Consider the following 19,118-nt stretch of genomic DNA (forward strand, 5'->3'; position numbering starts at 1 on the left):
CGGGCTTTTCTCCACGCAGTCGCGGCTTAGTCCGCGACGTGCGGATTCACACAGTTCTTCTCAACCTTCCCCTGCAACGCATTAATCAAATTATCCACGGCACAGGCAGCCATGCCATAACGCGTCTCATGGGTGGCTGAACCAATATGTGGTACTGCAACGACATTTGTCATTGAGAGCAACGGCGAATCTACTGGCAATGGCTCTTGTTCGAAGACATCCAGACCAGCGGCGTGAATTTCCCCTTTCTGCAACGCCGCAATCAGTGCATTTTCGTCAACTACCGGCCCACGCCCTGCATTAATGAAAATGGCGGAGGATTTCATTTTGGCGAATTGTTCTGCGCCAAACAGGTGATGAGTTTCTTCAGTTAGCGGCAGGATCAGGCAAACGAAATCTGATTCTTGTAACAGCGTATCCAGATCGCAGTAGCGGGCGTTAAAGCGTTCCTCTGCTTCTTTATGGTGGCGGCGCGCGTTATAGAGAATTGGCATATTGAAGCCAAAGTGCGCGCGCTGTGCCAGGGCCATGCCGATCCGTCCCATCCCGACAATGCCCAGTGTTTTATGGTGAACGTCAACGCCGTACCAGTCCGGGCCGATATTGGCGGTCCATTCGCCAGCTTTTACGCGTTCCGCCACTTCCACAATCCGACGCGCTGTACACAGCACCAGCGCCATCAGCGTATCGGCGACGGTTTCCGTTAACACGGTTGGCGTATGCATCAGCAGGATTTTTCGAGCGTTAAGCGCATCGACGTCGAAATTGTCATAGCCGACGGAGACAGTTGAAGTGGCACGCAGTTTTGGCATTTTTTCCAGTAATGCGGCATCAACATTCTCGTTTGAACCCAGTAAACCTTCAGCTTCGGCAAAAATCGCCGCGTTTTGTTCGATGGTTTGTGGATTGAGGTCTGCTACCTGGTGAACGGTGAAATGCTCTTGCAGGCGTTGCAGTAGATCATCAGGTAAGGCTTTGTAGAGGATAACGGACGGCTTCATTCTTCTCTCCATTCACTGATAAGGCGATCACCTTAGCCTGAAATATGATGAAGGAAAACTGAAGAATGCCAGGTGATTTCTGCATCACCTGGCATGAAAGGGATTAGAGCGGGCTTAAAGTGATTTCTACACGGCGGTTTTGCGCCTTACCTTCAGCGGTGCTGTTGCTGGCGATCGGATTAGCCGGGCCAAGACCCTGAGTACGGATGCGGCTGGCGTCCACACCCTGGGTGATCAACGCGCTGGCAACGGAATCCGCACGCTGCTGGGAGAGACGCATGTTCAGGTCGTGACCACCCGTGCTGTCGGTATAACCAATCACGTTAACTGCCGTTTTTGGGTACTCTTTCAGCACCATTGCCACGCCAGTCAGCGTGTTAGCACCGGCTGGTTTAAGGGTCGCGCTGCTGCTGTCAAAGGTCACATTGTTCGGCATGTTAAGGATAATGTTGTCCCCGCTGCGGGTTACGCTAACGCCGGTGCCGCGCATTTTGTCACGCAGCTTCGCTTCCTGTACATCCATATAATAACCAACGCCACCGCCCAGTGCCGCGCCTGCTGCTGCGCCAATCAGCGCGCCTTTACCGCGATCTTTCTTCGAAGAAGAGAGCACGCCAATACCCGCGCCAACGAGAGAGCCCAGACCTGCGCCGATAGCAGATTTGCCTGCTTCACGTTCGCCGGTGTAAGGGTTAGTTGTACAGCCAGATACCGCCAGAGCGCCGCTCACGACGGCAGCAATAAGATAAACACGTTTCTTCATTGTTAATCCTTAATAACCTTTTTATTCTTGTTCACGGGTGCCGTGGCGGGAGATTATGCCGTGTGAACATGAAGATTATTCCTGGGAATACTCGGAAATTTGTAAGTAATATTTAACTGCCCAATACATCTAACCTTTCAGGAGCCTTCGGTTTGGCCAATTCATCCTCACGTTATTCCGTTCTGACTGCCGCCCACTGGGGACCCATGCTGGTTGAAACCGACGGTGAAACAGTTTTTAGCTCGCGTGGCGCGTTAGCGACAGAGCTGGAAAACTCCTTGCAGAGCGCGGTTCGCGACCAGGTTCACAGCAATACGCGGGTACGATTTCCAATGGTGCGCAAAGGCTTTCTCGCGTCACCAGAAAACCCGCAAGGCATTCGTGGGCAGGATGACTTTGTTCGCGTGAGTTGGGATGAGGCGCTGGATCTTATTCACCATCAACATAAACGTATTCGTGAGGCTTATGGCCCAGCATCGATTTTTGCTGGTTCCTACGGCTGGCGTTCAAATGGCGTCTTGCATAAAGCGTCAACTTTATTACAACGCTATATGGCGCTGGCAGGCGGTTATACCGGGCATCTGGGGGATTATTCGACCGGCGCGGCACAGGCGATCATGCCGTATGTCGTGGGGGGCAGCGAAGTTTATCAACAGCAAACCAGTTGGCCGCTGGTGCTGGAACATAGTGATGTCGTGGTGTTGTGGAGTGCTAACCCTCTCAATACGCTGAAAATTGCGTGGAATGCATCCGATGAGCAGGGGCTTTCTTACTTTTCTGCATTGCGTGACAGCGGGAAAAAGCTGATCTGCATTGATCCAATGCGATCGGAAACCGTCGATTTCTTTGGCGATAAAATGGAGTGGATAGCTCCCCATATGGGCACGGATGTTGCGCTAATGCTGGGGATCGCCCATACGCTGGTGGAAAATGACTGGCACGACGAAGAGTTTCTGGCGCGTTGCACCACGGGTTATGACGTCTTCGCCTCCTATTTGCTGGGCGAGAAAGACGGAATAGCGAAAACTGCCGAATGGGCGGCGGAGATTTGCGGCATTCCACCCGAGAAGATTCGCGAGCTGGCGGCTATTTTCCACCAAAACACTACGATGCTGATGGCGGGATGGGGAATGCAGCGCCAACAGTTTGGTGAGCAAAAACACTGGATGATCGTCACGCTGGCAGCAATGTTGGGGCAAATCGGCACACCCGGCGGCGGCTTTGGCCTTTCTTACCATTTTGCCAATGGCGGCAATCCGACCCGCCGCGCTGCGGTGCTCTCTTCCATGCAAAGTAGTTTGCCCGGCGGCACCGATGCGGTAGATAAAATCCCCGTTGCCCGTATTGTTGAAGCATTAGAAAACCCCGGTGGCACATATCAACACAACGGTATGAACCTACATTTCCCGGATATTCGTTTTATCTGGTGGGCGGGTGGTGCCAACTTTACCCACCATCAGGATACCAATCGTCTGATTCACGCCTGGCAAAAACCAGAGCTGGTGGTGATCTCCGAATGCTTCTGGACGGCGGCGGCAAAACACGCTGATATCGTTCTCCCTGCGACCACGTCGTTTGAGCGTAATGATCTCACCATGACCGGCGATTACAGCAATCAGCATCTGGTGCCGATGAAACAAGTGGTGCCACCGCGTGGTGAAGCACGTAATGATTTTGATGTTTTTGCTGAATTAAGCGAACGGTGGGAAAAGGGCGGCTACGCGCGATTTACAGAAGGGAAAAGTGAGTTGCAATGGCTGGAAACGTTTTATAACGTCGCCCGGCAGCGTGGGGCAAGTCAGCAGGTTGAATTGCCGCCATTTACTGAGTTCTGGGAAGCCAACCAATTCATTGAGATGCCGGAAAACCCAGACAGCGAGCGGTTTATTCGCTTCGCTGATTTTCGCCGCGATCCGCAGGCGTATCCGTTAAAAACCGCCAGCGGCAAGATTGAAATCTTCTCACAGCGTATTGCCGATTACGCTTATCCGGATTGCCCAGGGCATCCAATGTGGCTGGAGCCGGACGAATGGCAGGGCAATGCAGAACCGGAACAGTTGCAGATACTTTCTGCTCACCCGGCACATCGTCTGCACAGTCAGCTGAATTACAGTTCCTTGCGCGAATTGTATGCGGTGGCAAATCGTGAACCTGTCACCATTCACCCAGAAGATGCGCGGGCGCGGGGTATACAAGATGGCGATACAGTTCGGGTGTGGAACTCGCGCGGACAAATCCTTGTCGGAGCCGTCATTAGCGAAGGTATTAAACCTGGCGTGATTTGTATTCACGAAGGCGCGTGGCCAGATCTTGATTTATCTGCTGGCGGCATTTGTAAAAATGGTGCGGTTAACGTGCTAACTAAAGACCTTCCCAGCTCGCGGCTGGGGAATGGCTGTGCGGGTAACACGGCGCTGGCATGGCTGGAAAAATATAATGGCCCGGAGCTGTCGCTTACGGCGTTTGATCCGCCTGCCAATCCATAATCCAGGTAGGGAGTTGGGTTTCCTCCTGCCATGCGCAGTCGACAATATGAAACCCCTGCGCATGGTAAAAATCTATCGCCGGTTGGTTTTTTTGATAAACCTCCAGCAACAAATGGGGATGGCGCTGCTGTACATGTTGCATCAGCGCCTTACCAATGCCGCGCCTGATAGCCTTCGGTGCGACAAACATCGCTGCCAGAAACCGGCCCTCCATAATGCTGACAAAACCGAGAAATTCACCATTGTCTTCCCACACCCAGTTTTGCGCGTTGGCTAGATATGCATCACGCACCAGCGGAATGCAGTCACGCCAATAGCTTGTTTCTATAAAGGGATGTCCCCAGCTTGTGCTTTCCAGCCATAACTCCAGAATCGCGGGCAGTTCCGAAAGCAGTGCTTCCCGAATCATGATTTGTTCCCCGGATGGCAACAGCAGCTAACCACATGATCATTCACCAGCCCACATGCCTGCATAAAGGAGTAACAAATTGTCGTGCCAACAAACTTAAAGCCGCGTTTTTTCAGAGCCTTGGAGAGCGCGTCGGAGGCGGGCGTTGAAGTAGGGATTTCGCTCAATGTTCTGGCTTGTGTCACTTGTGGCTGGTGGTTTACGAACGACCAGACAAAGTCGGCAAACGGTTCGCCGTTTTGCTCCATTTGCAGGTAAGCGCGCGCATTGCCGATAATGGCCTGGATTTTTCCACGATGGCGGATAATCCCGGTATCCTGTACCAGTCTTTCGATATCGTCTTCCTGCATTGCCGCGACCTTGACGGGATCAAACTGATGAAAACAAGCGCGATAATTTTCACGTTTTTTGAGGACGGTAATCCAGGATAACCCAGCCTGTTGTCCTTCAAGGCAGATCATTTCGAACAGTTTTTTACTGTCGGTTTCAGGCACGCCCCACTCATTATCGTGGTAGGCAATATAAAGTGGGTCCTGACTCACCCAGCCGCAACGTTCCATACTTTCCCTCGCTATATACCAGACCGTAAAAATTTCAGCCGCTTTTCTTGACGCATCGGTGAAAAAGTCAATATTTAATACAGGGCTACTATGCCCGATATCCTTCATACAATGACAATAATATTGCCGAATTCGGCTCTTTTCTGGAGTCGTGTTAATGATCATAAAAAAATGCGGTGGCCACTGGACGTTAAGTTTGCTGGCGAGCGTTGTAATCAGTTCTCTTTTTCTCAACACAGCTTATGCCTGGCAACAAGAATATATCGTTGATACGCAGCCTGGGCATACTACGGAGCGTTATACCTGGGATAGTGATCACCAACCTGATTACAACGATATTTTGTCGCAACGTATTCAAAGTAGCCAAAGGGCGCTGGGACTGGAAGTCAATCTGGCGGAGGATACGCCTGCCGATGTGACCAGCAGTATGAGTATGGGCTGGAATTTCCCTTTATATGAACATGTTACAACAGGCCCAGTCGCCGCATTGCATTATGATGGTACGACCATTTCGATGTATAACGAGTTTGGCGACAGCAATGCAACGTTGACCGATCCGTTATGGCATGCCAGCGTCAGTACATTAGGCTGGCGTGTTGATTCCCGGCTTGGTGATTTTCGTCCCTGGGCGCAAATCAGCTATAACCAGCAATTTGGTGAGAATATCTGGAAGGCTCAATCAGGCCTGAGCCGCATGACGGCGACAAATCAGAACGGCAATTGGCTTGATGTGACTGTGGGAGCCGATATGTTGCTTAACCCACATATTGCCGCTTATGCCGCGTTATCTCAGGCAGAAAACAGCAACAATAATAATGATTATTTGTATAGCATGGGCGTTAGCGCCAGATTTTAACTTGTCATTTACAATTTGAACCCGCGTATAACAATCATTGTGTTGATAGTGGGTACTAACTGACACAATTATTATTGTGGTGAATATTTGTCACGTCATTCATTCCTGAACTAAGGCATTTCATTCCGTTCTGATGGCATTTCATGCCGTTTTTCCCCTGGCATAAAGTGCACTTCGATATGGTTGTCGGCAGAGACCTTTCCTTTTTATTAATGCAGGAACACTGCCATGACACCTTCCAACTATCAACGTACGCGCTGGCTGACGCTTATCGGTACTATTATTACCCAGTTCGCCCTGGGTTCGGTTTATACCTGGAGCCTGTTTAACGGTGCACTTTCCGCCAAACTGGATGCACCGGTAAGTCAGGTGGCTTTCTCCTTTGGCCTGTTGAGTCTGGGACTGGCAATTTCGTCTTCTGTCGCGGGAAAATTACAGGAACGTTTTGGCGTTAAACGCGTCACTATGGCTTCCGGTATTTTGCTGGGATTAGGCTTCTTCCTGACCGCGCATTCCAACAACCTGATGATGCTGTGGCTGAGTGCCGGTGTGCTGGTCGGTCTGGCAGATGGCGCGGGTTACTTGCTGACGCTCTCTAACTGCGTGAAGTGGTTCCCGGAACGTAAAGGTTTGATCTCCGCATTCGCCATTGGTTCCTATGGCCTGGGTAGCCTGGGGTTCAAATTTATCGACACGCAACTGCTGGAAACGGTCGGTCTGGAAAAAACCTTTATAATTTGGGGCGCGATTGCGCTGGTGATGATTGTTTTTGGCGCGACCTTAATGAAAGATGCGCCGAAACAGGAAGTCAAAACCCATAATGGCGTGGTGGAAAATGATTTCACCCTGGCAGAGTCGATGCGTAAACCGCAGTACTGGATGCTGGCGGTAATGTTCCTGACTGCCTGCATGAGTGGCCTGTATGTTATTGGGGTGGCGAAAGATATCGCGCAGAGTCTGGCGCATCTTGATGCAATTTCCGCAGCCAACGCAGTGACGGTCATTTCAATTGCTAACCTTTCTGGTCGTCTGGTTCTGGGTATTCTGTCTGACAAAATCGCCCGTATTCGGGTCATTACCATTGGACAGGTGGTTTCGCTGGTGGGCATGGCGGCACTGCTGTTCGCTCCACTCAATGCGTTAACGTTCTTCGCGGCGATTGCCTGCGTGGCGTTTAACTTCGGCGGCACAATCACGGTGTTCCCGTCACTGGTCAGCGAGTTCTTTGGACTTAATAATCTGGCGAAAAACTACGGTGTAATTTACCTTGGTTTCGGTATCGGCAGCATTTGCGGCTCGATTATCGCCTCACTGTTTGGTGGTTTCTATGTGACCTTCTACGTGATTTTCGCCCTGCTGATTCTGTCTCTTGCACTTTCTACGACTATTCGCCAGCCAGGGCAGAAGGTGTTGCGCGAGGTTCACGTCTAAAAATATCATTGTAAGAAAATGAAGGGGAGGGACGTGAGTTTCTCCCTTTTCCTATTTCAGAGTATAAATAGAACAATGCATTCTTTCTGTGAATGCATTACTCTATTTATATAAAATATCAATATAAATATTTTCCGAAAGTATATTTCCCTATTGATGTTGTTTTTTATAACATGCTGAATTTAATATATATTCCTTTTTATTTTAAAAAATAATATTTAGTAAAAATAATTTTATTTTTTAGTGCCATTTGTATAATCTGCGCCCCGTTGTGTGAACAACATTAAGCATATTTATCTATATAAATGGAGTTATTCATGAAAAAGGTTGTTTTTGCCTTGTCAGCACTGGCGTTAACTTCTGGTTCCGTATTTGCAGCGGATTCCGGTGATGGCACTGTGAAATTTACAGGTGAAATCGTCGATGCAGCTTGCGTACTGTCAGTTGATTCTCAGAATCAGGAAGTTGTCCTGGGTCAGGTGCAAAAATCTGTATTTGCTGCAGTCGGTGATAAATCACCATCAAAACCTTTCGAAATCAAGCTGGAAGATTGTGATATCACCACTTTGAAAAAGGCGAAAGTCAGCTTTAGTGGCGTTGGTGATACCGATAAACCTGAACTTATCTCTGTTAGCACCGAAGCAGGCGCGGCGAAAGGCGTAGGTATCGGTATTTATGATAACAGCAACACCCTGGTTGCGATGAATAGTGGTGAATCCAGCACTGACCTGAAAAAAGGTCAGACAGTTCTTTATTTCACCGCAAACTATGTTTCTACTTTAGCTGCTGTAACTACTGGTTATGGTAATGCTCAGGTTGATTTCAATCTGTCTTACGAGTAATAGTTAGTTTCACAATTGGCGAAGATGAATTCTCCGCCAATTGTGTTCAACGTTCATGGATAGAATGATGAAAAAAAAATTCATTGCGTTAACTCTTTGGGTGTTAATTTCGCAGTCTGCACTAGCGAGTGGGGTTGGGCTTAGTTCTACTCGGGTGATTTATGACGGTAATAAGAAAGAAGCATCGCTAACCGTACAAAACAAAAATAAATCAGAAGAATTTCTTATTCAGTCATGGGTTGATGATGCAACGGGTAGTAAAAAAACACCATTCATCATTACTCCGCCATTATTCAAACTTGAGCCAGGAAAAAACAACATCTTACGTATCGTAAATGTGAATCCGTCCTTACCTCAGGATCGTGAATCTGTTTACTGGGTAAACGTCAAAGCGATTCCTTCTCAAAATGAAGAAAATGAAGGGAAAAATGTCTTGCAGATTGCAGTTCGTACTCGCATCAAGCTTTTTTATCGCCCAGCAGGTCTAAAAGGGGATATTAAATCTTCGCCAGGAGAACTACGTTTTACGCGAAACGGTAAACAGATAAAAGTTGACAATCCAACTGTTTTTAACATCACGTTCAGTGATGTATTTATTAACGGACACGAAATTGAAAAGTCCGGTATGGTGCCAGCAAAAGGGTCTTTGAATATCAATTTGCCTGCAGGTGTGAACAGTGCTTCGCAAATAAAATATAATACAATTAATGATTTTGGCTCTTCAGGTGAATATCTGACTCGCGAAATTAATTAATAGTTTTCAGGGGAACCAACTTAATGTCATGGATGGTCGTTTCGCGCACTTACACTTCTTTGCCCTTTTCTTTATCTGTATTGGCGCTTACGGTTGCAGGCTCTTTTTCTGCGACAGCTGGAAAATTTAATCCGCGTTTTCTGGAAGATACCGCAGGGATCAACCAGCATGTTGACCTTTCCATGTACGAAACTGACCATGGCGCGCAGTTGCCTGGAACATATCGCGTTTCTTTAATCGTCAATGAACAAAAAATGGAAACGCGCACTCTGGAGTTTAAGGCGGCTACAGAATCCCAACGAAAGGAGATGGGGGAGTTTCTCATACCTTGTTTAAGTCGGACACAACTGGCTGATATGGGCGTTCGTGTAGACAGTTTTTCAGCACTTAACCTTATACCAGCAGAAGCCTGTGTGGCGTTTAATGAAATTATCCCTCAGGCGACCAGTCATTTTGATTTTAGCGAACAAAAACTGGTGATGAGTTTTCCTCAGGCGGCAATGCAGCAGGTTGCTCGCGGTACAGTACCTGAATCACGCTGGGACGATGGTGTGCCCGCGTTGCTTCTTGATTACAGTTTCAGCGGTAGTAACAGTTCTCATGATACAAAAAGTTATAATCGCTACATTGATGAAAATGGTAATCATCACCAGGATAAAAACGAAACTAGCCAGACTAACGATAGCTACTACTTAAGTATGCGAAGCGGCCTTAACCTTGGGGCATGGCGTCTGCGAAATTACAGTAACTGGAGCTATAGTAACGGCGAGAAGCAGTGGGACAATATTGGCACCTATGTAACACGGGCCATTGTTCCGCTGAAAGCGCAACTGACATTGGGTGATACAGCAACACCTTCAGATATTTTTGACAGTGTGCAGATGCGCGGGGCATTACTGGCCTCTGATGAAGAAATGTTGCCAGACAGCCAACGTGGTTTTGCTCCGGTAGTTCGAGGGATAGCGAAAAGTAACGCGGAAGTCAGTATTGAACAAAATGGTTACGTGATTTATCGAGCATTTGTTCAGCCAGGTGCGTTTGAAATTAACGATTTATACCCCACAGCGAACAGCGGTGATTTAACCGTAATTGTTAAAGAGGCTGATGGTAGTGAACAAAGATTTATTCAGCCATTCTCTTCAGTCGCTATTTTCCAACGTGAAGGGCATCTCAAATATAGCCTTTCTGCTGGTGAATACCGTGCTGGTAATTACGATAGCGCCAACCCTCGCTTTGGTCAGTTTAATGCGATGTATGGTTTACCGTTTGGTATGACCACCTATGGTGGCGCATTAATTTCTAAGGATTACAACGCATTTGCTCTGGGATTGGGGAAAAACTTTGGCTCTATTGGTGCAATATCGGTTGATATTACTCAGGCAAAAAGTACATTAAATAATAATGCAACCGATCAGGGACAATCGTACCGCTTTCTTTATTCAAAAAGCTTTGCCAGCGGCACAGATTTCCGTTTATTGGGTTACAAGTATTCTACCAGTGGTTTTTATACCTTCCAGGAAGCAACAGATGTGCGTAGCGGTGCTGACAGCGATTACGGCCGTTACCATAAGCGTAGTGAAATTCAGGGTAATTTGACACAGCAATTGGGCACCTATGGGTCGGTTTATTTCAATATGACCCAGCAGGATTACTGGAATGATGACGGTAAGCGCCTTTCTTTGGCTACCGGGTACAACGGTCGTATTGGACGTGTTAATTACAGTATTGCTTACAGTTGGAATAAAAGCCCTGAATGGGATGAAAACGACCAGTTGTGGTCATTTAATGTTTCCATTCCGTTTGGTCGGGCATGGAGTAACTACCGCGTGACAACCGATCAGGATGGTCGTACGACACAACAGCTTGGCGTCAATGGCACTCTGTTAGAAGATCGCAATCTTAGCTATAACGTTCAGGAAGGGTATTCCAGTAATGGTGTTGGTAATAGCGGTAATGCCAGTTTGTCGTACCAGGGCGGCGCCGGTAATATCAGCGTGGGTTACAGCTATGGTAAAGACTACCAGCAGACTAACTACAGCCTGCGTGGTGGCATTGTAGCGCACAGTGAAGGGATCTCGCTTTCCCAACCTTTGGGTGAAACCATTGGTATAGTTTCAGCACCAGGTGCCCGGGGGGCGAAAGTATTAAATAATAGTGGTGTGAGTGTTGACTGGCAAGGTAATGCGGTCGTTCCTTATCTGAGCATCTACCGTGAAAATGATGTGTCCATTCGCAGTGAAACGTTGAATGACAGTGTTGATATGAACAGCGCATTCCAGACAGTTGTGCCAACGCGAGGAGCTGTCGTACGGGCGCATTTCGATACCCGTGTGGGTTATCGAGTTCTTATGACATTAATTCGGCAAAATGAAGTGAGCGTCCCCTTTGGTGCAACTGCAACGCTGGTTTCAGATAAAAGTGAACAGATTAGCGGTATTGTTGGTGAAGATGGGCAGTTATATATCAGCGGGATGCCTAAAAAAGGGGATGTGAAGATCGTATGGGGTAAAGATACTTCACAACAATGCGTTGCGAAATATGAACTGCCGATTAAGGAAAAATCGTCAGGTATTATTTCTGTGACAACAAATTGCCAATGATCAGGGATAGATAATATGATGAAAATTTCAAGTCTGTTTTTTGTTGGAAGCATGTTGTTTACGGCCAATAATGTTATGGCTGCAGATTGGGGACCCTGTACATCGACTTCAGGTGTTCATGATTACCCAGTCAATTTTGATATTGATATTATGGATGCCAGCAAAAATAAAGCGGGTACTGAATTAAGATTAATTTACTCATGGGCTGGTGTTGGGCAGCCTTTTAGTTTTATTTGTGAGTGTCCGGATACTTATAAAACGGAAAAGGATACACTGATTAAAGTCGTGAGTAACTTATCTACGGCAACGCGAAAAATAAACAGTGAGCAATACTACCGGTTAACCGATGAGCTGGAAGTAATGACCATGATTCAAGGTCCAAGCGTGTTGTTCCGTGTTCCGGAGGCCAATAGTCAGATCCCTAATTTAAATAACTCTTCTCAAGACTGTAAAGGTAATAATCTGGGGCAATTTGGCAGTAATGGCTATCTGTCATTTTATATAGCAAAGCCTGTTCAGGGTGAGGTGGAAATTCCCTACACGCTTATTGCAACAATGTATGCCTCAAAGAAAAAAAATACATACAGGGATCCACTTTCTACGGTCAGTATTGCAGGAAAATTGACCTTTACACAAGGCTGTAAAATTGACGCCGGTACGGTATTGGATGTCCCCTTCGGCGAGTACCCATCTTCGGCATTTAAAAATAAAAAAGGAACCATTCCAGTTGGAGGCACTGAAAAAGAGATTAACCTCCAGTTCGATTGTGAAAATATTACCGATGGCATTCAGGTATCTCTAAGGATTGAAGGAAACACAAGTCAGGCTGACGAGCGTGCCATCGATATGGGTAACCCAGACATTGGTGTGTTGGTTATGGATCCAAACGGCAATGTCTTAAGGCCTAACGATACCAACAGCAGTGTTAACTTAAACCTCGGTTCGAACGATCCCCAACAACATCGCGATGCAACAATTAAACTGAAAGCAGCACCAATCAGCACGACCGGAAATGCTCCAGCGGCAGGGCAATATAGTGGGGTTGCAACAATCTTTCTGGATATGGATTAGTCATCATGTGGAGAAATAGTATACGTTGCCTGTTACCCTTTTTAGCTCTGGCATATTTTCCCGGCGCTGAAGCCAAAATAAGCCTCGGTGAAGCAGGAAAACTGACGTTTTCTCTTTCAGTCGTGGCCAAAGGGTGTGAGTTTGAAGCCGCTGATTTAGAAGTTGTCATGGGGAAAATGATGTTAATGAAGCCAGTCACGGTCGGAAGAGTCATAAACGAAAAAAATTTCGTAATCGAATTAAAAGATTGTGACGGAATATCAAAAGCTAAAGTAACAATGGACGGCCTTCCTGACACCAATGATAACTCTCTTTTTGCTCTGGATGCCGGAGGCGCAACGGGAATAGCCCTGCAAATTGTTGACGGCAAGGGCACAAAACAGATTCCGAAAGTCGCTGGTGGAACGGCGATAGAGTGGCCAGTAAATGGAACAACAACCCAACTGAACTACAAAGCGAGTTATGTCGTTGTAAACGCCAATGCAACGTCTGGACATGCAAATGCCATGGTCAATTTCTCCGTGGAGTATGAGTAACCAGTTTCGGACTTTTGGCAGAAAAAGAGGAGATTACTCCTCTTTTTTACAAGAACAGTTAATTATTTGTCTGCATTCTGACTTGCTTTTTGTAAATATCTGTAGCTAAAACTCACTTCATTGCCACTTTTCCTTCTCTCTGTGGTCTACTTAACGACATGAGCAGGGGATGGCGTTCACTACTCCTGCATTTTTTCCTGATACTCCCACTGCAAAAACGGAGTGCTGGATATTTTTTCCCCTTTATCCCAGGGTTTGTTTGCATGAGATACATCAAAACGATAACGCAGCAAAAGCTAAGCTTTTTTCTCGCTGTCTATATTGGTTTGTTTATGAATTGCGCAGTCTATTTCCGTCGGTTTGACGGTTACGCGCATAACTTCACTTTTCTTAATGGCGTTTCGGCGGTTATCGAACTGGCAGGGACGGTTCTGGCAACCTTCTTCTTTTTACGCTTAATTTCACTCTTTGGCAGAACGGCCTGGAAAGTGCTGGCTTCATTGCTGGTGCTGATTTCTGCCGGAGCTAGCTACTACATGACATTTATGAATGTCATGATTGGCTACGGGATTGTCGCTTCGGTGATGACCACCGACATTGACCTGTCGAAAGAAGTGGTTGGCTGGACGCTTATCGCATGGGTTGTACTGGTGAGTATTATCCCGTTGCTATTTATCTGGATGAACCGCTCACAAGACACCTTCTGGCGTCAGCTTTGTACCCCGAAAACACGCTGGCGTAGCGCGCTTACTGTGCTGTTAGCGGGCTTGCTGGTATGGGGGCCAATACGTCTGATGGATGTAGCGCAAAAGCGTGCCGATCGCATGGCTGGGGTGGATATGCCTAGTTATGGCGGGGTGTTGGCGAACTCGTATTTACCCTCGAACTGGCTTTCTGCGTTGGGGCTGTATGCCTGGGCGCAAGTGGATGAATCTTCAGACAATCGTTCGCTGATGAATCCGGCGAAAAAATTCACCTATACCCCGACGCAAAATCTCGACGATACCTATGTGATTTTCATTATTGGTGAAACCACGCGTTGGGATCATATGGGAATGTTGGGCTACGAGCGTGATACAACGCCGAAGCTGGCAAAAGAGAAAAACCTGGTTATGTACCGAGGTTATTCTTGCGATACCGCGACTAAATTATCACTACGCTGTATGTTTGTGCGTGAAGGTGGAACGGAAGATAACCCTCAACGTACTCTTAAAGAACAGAACGTATTTGCGGTTCTCAAACAGTTGGGTTTTAGCTCCGATTTGTACGCCATGCAGAGCGAGATGTGGTTCTACAGCAATACCATGGCTGACAACATTGCCTACCGTGAGCAAATCGCGGCTGAGCCACGTAACCGTGGAAAAGCGGTAGACGACATGTTGCTGGTGAATGAAATTGAACGTTCTCTGGAGAAAAAACCAGAAGGTAAGCATCTGATTGTGCTGCATACCAAAGGGTCGCACTACAATTATACTCAGCGTTATCCACGTGAGTTTGCCCAGTGGAAGCCAGAGTGTTATGCAATTGATCGCAAATGTCCAAAAGCGCCGATGATCAACTCATACGATAACTCCATCACCTACGTAGATCATTTTATCGACTCGGTGATCGACAGATTCCGCGATAAGAAAGCAATTGTGTTCTACGCGGCGGATCACGGTGAGTCGATTAACGAGCGTGAGCACTTGCATGGTACACCACGTGAATATGCACCGCCGGAGCAGTTCCGCGTGCCGATGATGGTCTGGATGTCAGATAAATATCTGGAAAATCCGGCCAATGCGCAGGCATTCGCGCAGTTGAAAAAAGAAGCCGATATGAAAGTACCGCGCCGTCACGTAGAGCTGTACGACACCATCATGGGTTGTCTTGGCTATACTTCACCGGATGGTGGAATTAACGAAAACAACAACTGGTGTCGCATCCCGCAGACAAAAGAGGCAGCGGCTAACTAAGAGGCCTGCTGACTTTCTCGCCGATCAAAAGGCATTTTGCTATTAAGGGATTGACGAGGGCGTATCTGCGCAGTAAGATGCGCCCCGCATTCGGTGATTGGCGCAGCCTGGTAGCGCACTTCGTTCGGGACGAAGGGGTCGGAGGTTCGAATCCTCTATCACCGACCAAATTAGAAAAACCAGCCTACGGGCTGGTTTTTTGCTTTCTGCGGCCTGAAGAGGATGAGAACCTCCGGGGGCAGGAGGTTCGACTCGACGTAGGCCTGATAAGACGCGCCAGCGTCGCATCAGGCAAATGTGCCGGCCCATTGTCGGATGCGGCGTGAACACCTTATTCGACCTACACATCACACATTTCCCTGCCAAATTTGCGCCCCATATCTCACTATCCATTAACGGATTTGTGACAGAATCCATTGTCTTTTTTTATATTTGCTTAAATCTTTTTTTGCGTTACTTATGGCTGGCGCTGGCATTTTCCGCTGTGCGTTTTAGCGTTCATGGTATTAATCGCTCAGATATCCACCTTTTCCTCAGATTTTTTTCACTAAATGCATAAAACTTAATCACCAAATGTTGCTAAATATTAAGCTGATTGTTCTGGTCATGTTGGAGTAGCACAAATTTCTCTGCTGCAAATAGCGGTTTGAAGTTTTTTTAATCTTTGTTTGTGGATTCTCACCGTTGGTGTAAATCCCGGTTGGCTGTATTGACGTTTTCACATTCTGTTGACAGATTGTAGGTCACGAGGGGCATTTTATGGAGGATCCGCACTGTTACACTGATGTTAATTAGTACGGCATCCCCACCTCATAACGTTGACCCGACCGGGCAAAAAACAAAAAAGGTCAGGCAACGACAACCCACTGCAAAGGGTTAAAACAACAAACATCACAATTGGAGCAGAATAATGCGTATTTCCTTGAAAAAGTCAGGGATGCTGAAGCTTGGTCTCAGCCTGGTGGCTATGACCGTTGCAGCAGGTGTTCAGGCTAAAACTCTGGTTTATTGCTCAGAAGGTTCGCCTGAAGGGTTTAACCCGCAGCTGTTTACCTCCGGCACCACCTATGACGCCTCTTCCGTACCGCTTTATAACCGCCTGGTTGAATTTAAAATCGGCACCACCGAAGTGATTCCAGGCCTCGCTGAAAAGTGGGAAATCAGCGAAGACGGTAAAACCTATACCTTCCATCTGCGTAAAGGTGTGAAGTGGCATGACAATAAAGAATTCAAACCGACGCGCGAACTGAACGCCGATGACGTGGTGTTCTCGTTTGATCGCCAGAAAAACGCGCAGAACCCGTACCATAAAGTTTCTGGCGGTAGCTACGAATACTTCGAAGGCATGGGCTTGCCGGAGCTGATCAGCGAAGTGAAGAAGGTGGACGACAACACCGTTCAGTTCGTGCTGACGCGTCCGGAAGCGCCGTTCCTCGCTGACCTGGCAATGGACTTCGCCTCTATTCTGTCAAAAGAATATGCTGACGCGATGATGAAAGCTGGTACGCCAGAAAAACTGGATCTCAACCCAATCGGCACTGGCCCGTTCCAGTTACAGCAGTACCAGAAAGATTCCCGTATTCGCTACAAAGCGTTTGATGGCTACTGGGGCACCAAACCGCAGATCGATACGCTGGTCTTCTCTATTACTCCTGACGCTTCCGTGCGTTACGCGAAATTGCAGAAGAATGAATGCCAGGTGATGCCGTACCCGAACCCGGCAGATATCGCCCGCATGAAGCAGGATAAATCCATCAACCTGATGGAAATGCCGGGGCTGAACGTCGGTTATCTCTCGTATAACGTGCAGAAAAAACCACTAGATGACGTGAAAGTTCGCCAGGCACTGACCTACGCGGTGAACAAAGACGCGATAATCAAAGCGGTTTATCAGGGCGCGGGCGTGGCAGCGAAAAACCTGATCCCGCCAACCATGTGGGGCTATAACGACGACGTTCAGGATTACACCTATGATCCTGAAAAAGCGAAAGCCTTGCTGAAAGAAGCCGGTCTGGAAAAAGGCTTCTCCATCGACCTGTGGGCAATGCCGGTACAGCGTCCGTATAACCCGAACGCTCGCCGCATGGCGGAGATGATTCAGGCGGACTGGGCGAAAGTGGGCGTACAGGCCAAAATCGTCACCTACGAATGGGGTGAGTACCTCAAGCGTGCGAAAGATGGCGAGCACCAGACGGTAATGATGGGCTGGACTGGCGATAACGGGGATCCGGATAACTTCTTCGCCACCCTGTTCAGCTGCGCCGCCTCTGAACAAGGTTCCAACTACTCAAAATGGTGCTACAAACCGTTTGAAGATCTGATTCAACCGGCACGTGCTACCGACGACCACAACAAGCGTGTTGAATTGTACAAACAAGCACAGGTCGTGATGCACGATCAGGCTCCGGCATTGATCATCGCTCACTCCACCGTGTTTGAACCGGTACGCAAAGAAGTTAAAGGCTATGTGGTTGATCCATTAGGCAAACATCACTTCGAAAATGTCTCTATTGAATAATTAAATGCCGTACAAAACTGATGGCAAAGGCAAAACTGCCTGATGTGCTCCGCTTATCAGGCCTACGAAAATTCTGCAATGTATTGAGTTTGCAAGATTTTGTAGGCCGGATAAGGCGTTCAGTCCGCATCCGGCATGAACAAAGCGCACTTTGTCAACAATCTGCATACCCGGTGGTGCTGTGCCTCTGCGCACAGCGCCATCCGGTAGCAATACTTCATTCCCTGTCCGGCACGGGCGGGAATTGATTGGTGAGCAATACAGACACGCAGTTCCAGGCTGCGGGTCACTATAGAGAATCCGGGTTATGTTGCAGTTTATTCTCCGACGTTTGGGACTCGTCATCCCCACGTTTATCGGTATTACCCTTCTCACCTTTGCCTTTGTTCACATGATCCCCGGCGATCCGGTGATGATCATGGCGGGTGAACGTGGGATCTCCCCAGAGCGCCATGCGCAATTGCTGGCAGAACTCGGCTTAGATAAGCCGATGTGGCAGCAGTATCTCCATTACATTTGGGGCGTTATGCACGGCGATCTAGGCATTTCGATGAAAAGCCGCATCCCGGTTTGGGAAGAGTTCGTGCCACGCTTCCAGGCTACGCTGGAACTTGGTGTTTGCGCGATGATTTTTGCGACTGCGGTCGGTATTCCGGTTGGTGTACTGGCTGCGGTTAAACGCGGTTCCATTTTCGATCACACGGCGGTTGGTCTGGCGCTGACCGGCTACTCGATGCCAATCTTCTGGTGGGGCATGATGTTGATCATGCTGGTTTCAGTGCACTGGAACCTGACGCCTGTCTCCGGTCGCGTGAGCGACATGGTGTTTCTCGATGATTCCAATCCGTTAACCGGTTTTATGCTGATCGACACCGCCATCTGGGGGGAAGACGGTAACTTTATCGATGCCGTCGCCCATATGCTCCTGCCCGCTATTGTGCTGGGTACAATCCCGCTGGCGGTCATTGTGCGTATGACGCGCTCCTCGATGCTGGAAGTGCTGGGTGAAGACTATATCCGCACCGCGCGAGCCAAAGGGCTGACCCGCCTTAGGGTGATTATCGTCCATGCGCTACGTAACGCGATGCTGCCGGTGGTGACCGTTATTGGCCTGCAGGTGGGGACGCTGCTGGCGGGGGCGATTCTGACCGAAACCATCTTCTCGTGGCCCGGTCTTGGGCGCTGGTTAATTGACGCGCTGCAACGCCGCGATTATCCGGTGGTGCAGGGCGGCGTATTGCTGGTGGCGACGATGATTATCCTCGTCAACCTGCTGGTCGATCTGCTGTACGGCGTGGTGAACCCGCGTATTCGTCATAAGAAGTAAGGGAACATC

15 protein-coding genes and 1 tRNA gene are annotated in these 19,118 nt (G+C 48.2%); 12 read left to right on the forward strand and 4 right to left on the reverse strand.

Annotated elements, in window-relative coordinates:
• Positions 1–26 precede the first annotated feature (26 nt).
• Positions 27–1,001, reverse strand: coding sequence for a glyoxylate/hydroxypyruvate reductase GhrB (ghrB, locus tag RGV86_RS13635; RefSeq protein ID WP_000805001.1), 975 nt, complete (start codon positions 999–1,001; stop codon positions 27–29).
• A gap of 103 nt (positions 1,002–1,104) precedes the next feature.
• Complete coding sequence (locus RGV86_RS13640) at positions 1,105–1,764, reverse strand: OmpA family lipoprotein (protein ID WP_085461392.1); 660 nt, start codon at positions 1,762–1,764, stop codon at positions 1,105–1,107.
• Positions 1,765–1,916: 152 nt separating this feature from the next.
• On the opposite strand from RGV86_RS13640, the gene bisC reads away from it, so the two are divergent.
• Positions 1,917–4,250 carry a biotin sulfoxide reductase gene (gene bisC / locus RGV86_RS13645; RefSeq protein ID WP_085461391.1) on the forward strand — a complete coding sequence of 778 codons (2,334 nt, stop codon included), beginning with the start codon at positions 1,917–1,919 and terminating at the stop codon, positions 4,248–4,250.
• Here the strand turns inward: bisC and RGV86_RS13650 are convergent.
• Both RGV86_RS13650 and tag read right to left on the reverse strand, forming a co-directional pair.
• The gene (locus RGV86_RS13650) at positions 4,219–4,659 is read right to left on the reverse strand and encodes an N-acetyltransferase (protein ID WP_000617459.1); all 441 of its coding nucleotides are present in this window, start codon (positions 4,657–4,659) and stop codon (positions 4,219–4,221) included. The genes bisC and RGV86_RS13650 overlap by 32 nt on opposite strands.
• The gene (gene tag / locus RGV86_RS13655) at positions 4,656–5,219 is read right to left on the reverse strand and encodes a DNA-3-methyladenine glycosylase I (protein ID WP_000438938.1); all 564 of its coding nucleotides are present in this window, start codon (positions 5,217–5,219) and stop codon (positions 4,656–4,658) included. Before tag ends, RGV86_RS13650 begins: the two co-directional genes overlap by 4 nt.
• A gap of 157 nt (positions 5,220–5,376) precedes the next feature.
• Here tag and RGV86_RS13660 point away from each other — a divergent pair, with 157 nt between their 5' ends.
• The 11 genes from RGV86_RS13660 to dppB all read left to right on the forward strand — a co-directional run bounded on the left by RGV86_RS13660 (position 5,377) and on the right by dppB (position 19,109).
• The gene (locus tag RGV86_RS13660) at positions 5,377–6,075 is read left to right on the forward strand and encodes an autotransporter outer membrane beta-barrel domain-containing protein (RefSeq protein ID WP_000584406.1); all 699 of its coding nucleotides are present in this window, start codon (positions 5,377–5,379) and stop codon (positions 6,073–6,075) included.
• A gap of 228 nt (positions 6,076–6,303) precedes the next feature.
• Complete coding sequence (locus RGV86_RS13665; protein ID WP_000189033.1) at positions 6,304–7,506, forward strand: L-lactate MFS transporter; 1,203 nt, start codon at positions 6,304–6,306, stop codon at positions 7,504–7,506.
• 317 nt (positions 7,507–7,823) lie between these two features.
• On the forward strand, positions 7,824–8,348 hold the full coding sequence (gene lpfA / locus RGV86_RS13670) for a long polar fimbrial major subunit LpfA (RefSeq protein WP_000758160.1): 525 nt from the start codon (positions 7,824–7,826) through the stop codon (positions 8,346–8,348).
• A 67-nt stretch (positions 8,349–8,415) separates the two neighbouring features.
• Complete coding sequence (gene lpfB, locus RGV86_RS13675; RefSeq protein WP_000726213.1) at positions 8,416–9,102, forward strand: long polar fimbrial biogenesis chaperone LpfB; 687 nt, start codon at positions 8,416–8,418, stop codon at positions 9,100–9,102.
• 23 nt (positions 9,103–9,125) lie between these two features.
• Positions 9,126–11,702, forward strand: coding sequence for an outer membrane usher protein LpfC (lpfC, locus tag RGV86_RS13680; RefSeq protein WP_085461389.1), 2,577 nt, complete (start codon positions 9,126–9,128; stop codon positions 11,700–11,702).
• A gap of 15 nt (positions 11,703–11,717) precedes the next feature.
• The gene (locus RGV86_RS13685; RefSeq protein ID WP_085461388.1) at positions 11,718–12,773 is read left to right on the forward strand and encodes a fimbrial protein; all 1,056 of its coding nucleotides are present in this window, start codon (positions 11,718–11,720) and stop codon (positions 12,771–12,773) included.
• A 5-nt stretch (positions 12,774–12,778) separates the two neighbouring features.
• Positions 12,779–13,309, forward strand: a complete 531-nt coding sequence (gene lpfE, locus RGV86_RS13690; RefSeq protein WP_000269272.1) for a long polar fimbrial protein LpfE — start codon at positions 12,779–12,781, stop codon at positions 13,307–13,309.
• A 263-nt stretch (positions 13,310–13,572) separates the two neighbouring features.
• Positions 13,573–15,264: a kdo(2)-lipid A phosphoethanolamine 7''-transferase gene (gene eptB, locus RGV86_RS13695; protein ID WP_085461387.1), complete on the forward strand. Its 1,692-nt coding sequence runs from the start codon at positions 13,573–13,575 to the stop codon at positions 15,262–15,264.
• Positions 15,265–15,355: 91 nt separating this feature from the next.
• A tRNA-Pro gene (locus tag RGV86_RS13700) sits at positions 15,356–15,432 on the forward strand.
• Positions 15,433–16,174: 742 nt separating this feature from the next.
• On the forward strand, positions 16,175–17,782 hold the full coding sequence (gene dppA, locus RGV86_RS13705; protein ID WP_085461385.1) for a dipeptide ABC transporter substrate-binding protein DppA: 1,608 nt from the start codon (positions 16,175–16,177) through the stop codon (positions 17,780–17,782).
• A gap of 307 nt (positions 17,783–18,089) precedes the next feature.
• Positions 18,090–19,109, forward strand: a complete 1,020-nt coding sequence (gene dppB, locus RGV86_RS13710; RefSeq protein WP_000938858.1) for a dipeptide ABC transporter permease DppB — start codon at positions 18,090–18,092, stop codon at positions 19,107–19,109.
• The last annotated feature ends 9 nt before the right edge of the window (positions 19,110–19,118 follow it).

The sequence above is a fragment of the Escherichia ruysiae genome, from assembly GCF_031323975.1.
In the GTDB taxonomy this organism is placed as follows: domain Bacteria; phylum Pseudomonadota; class Gammaproteobacteria; order Enterobacterales; family Enterobacteriaceae; genus Escherichia; species Escherichia ruysiae.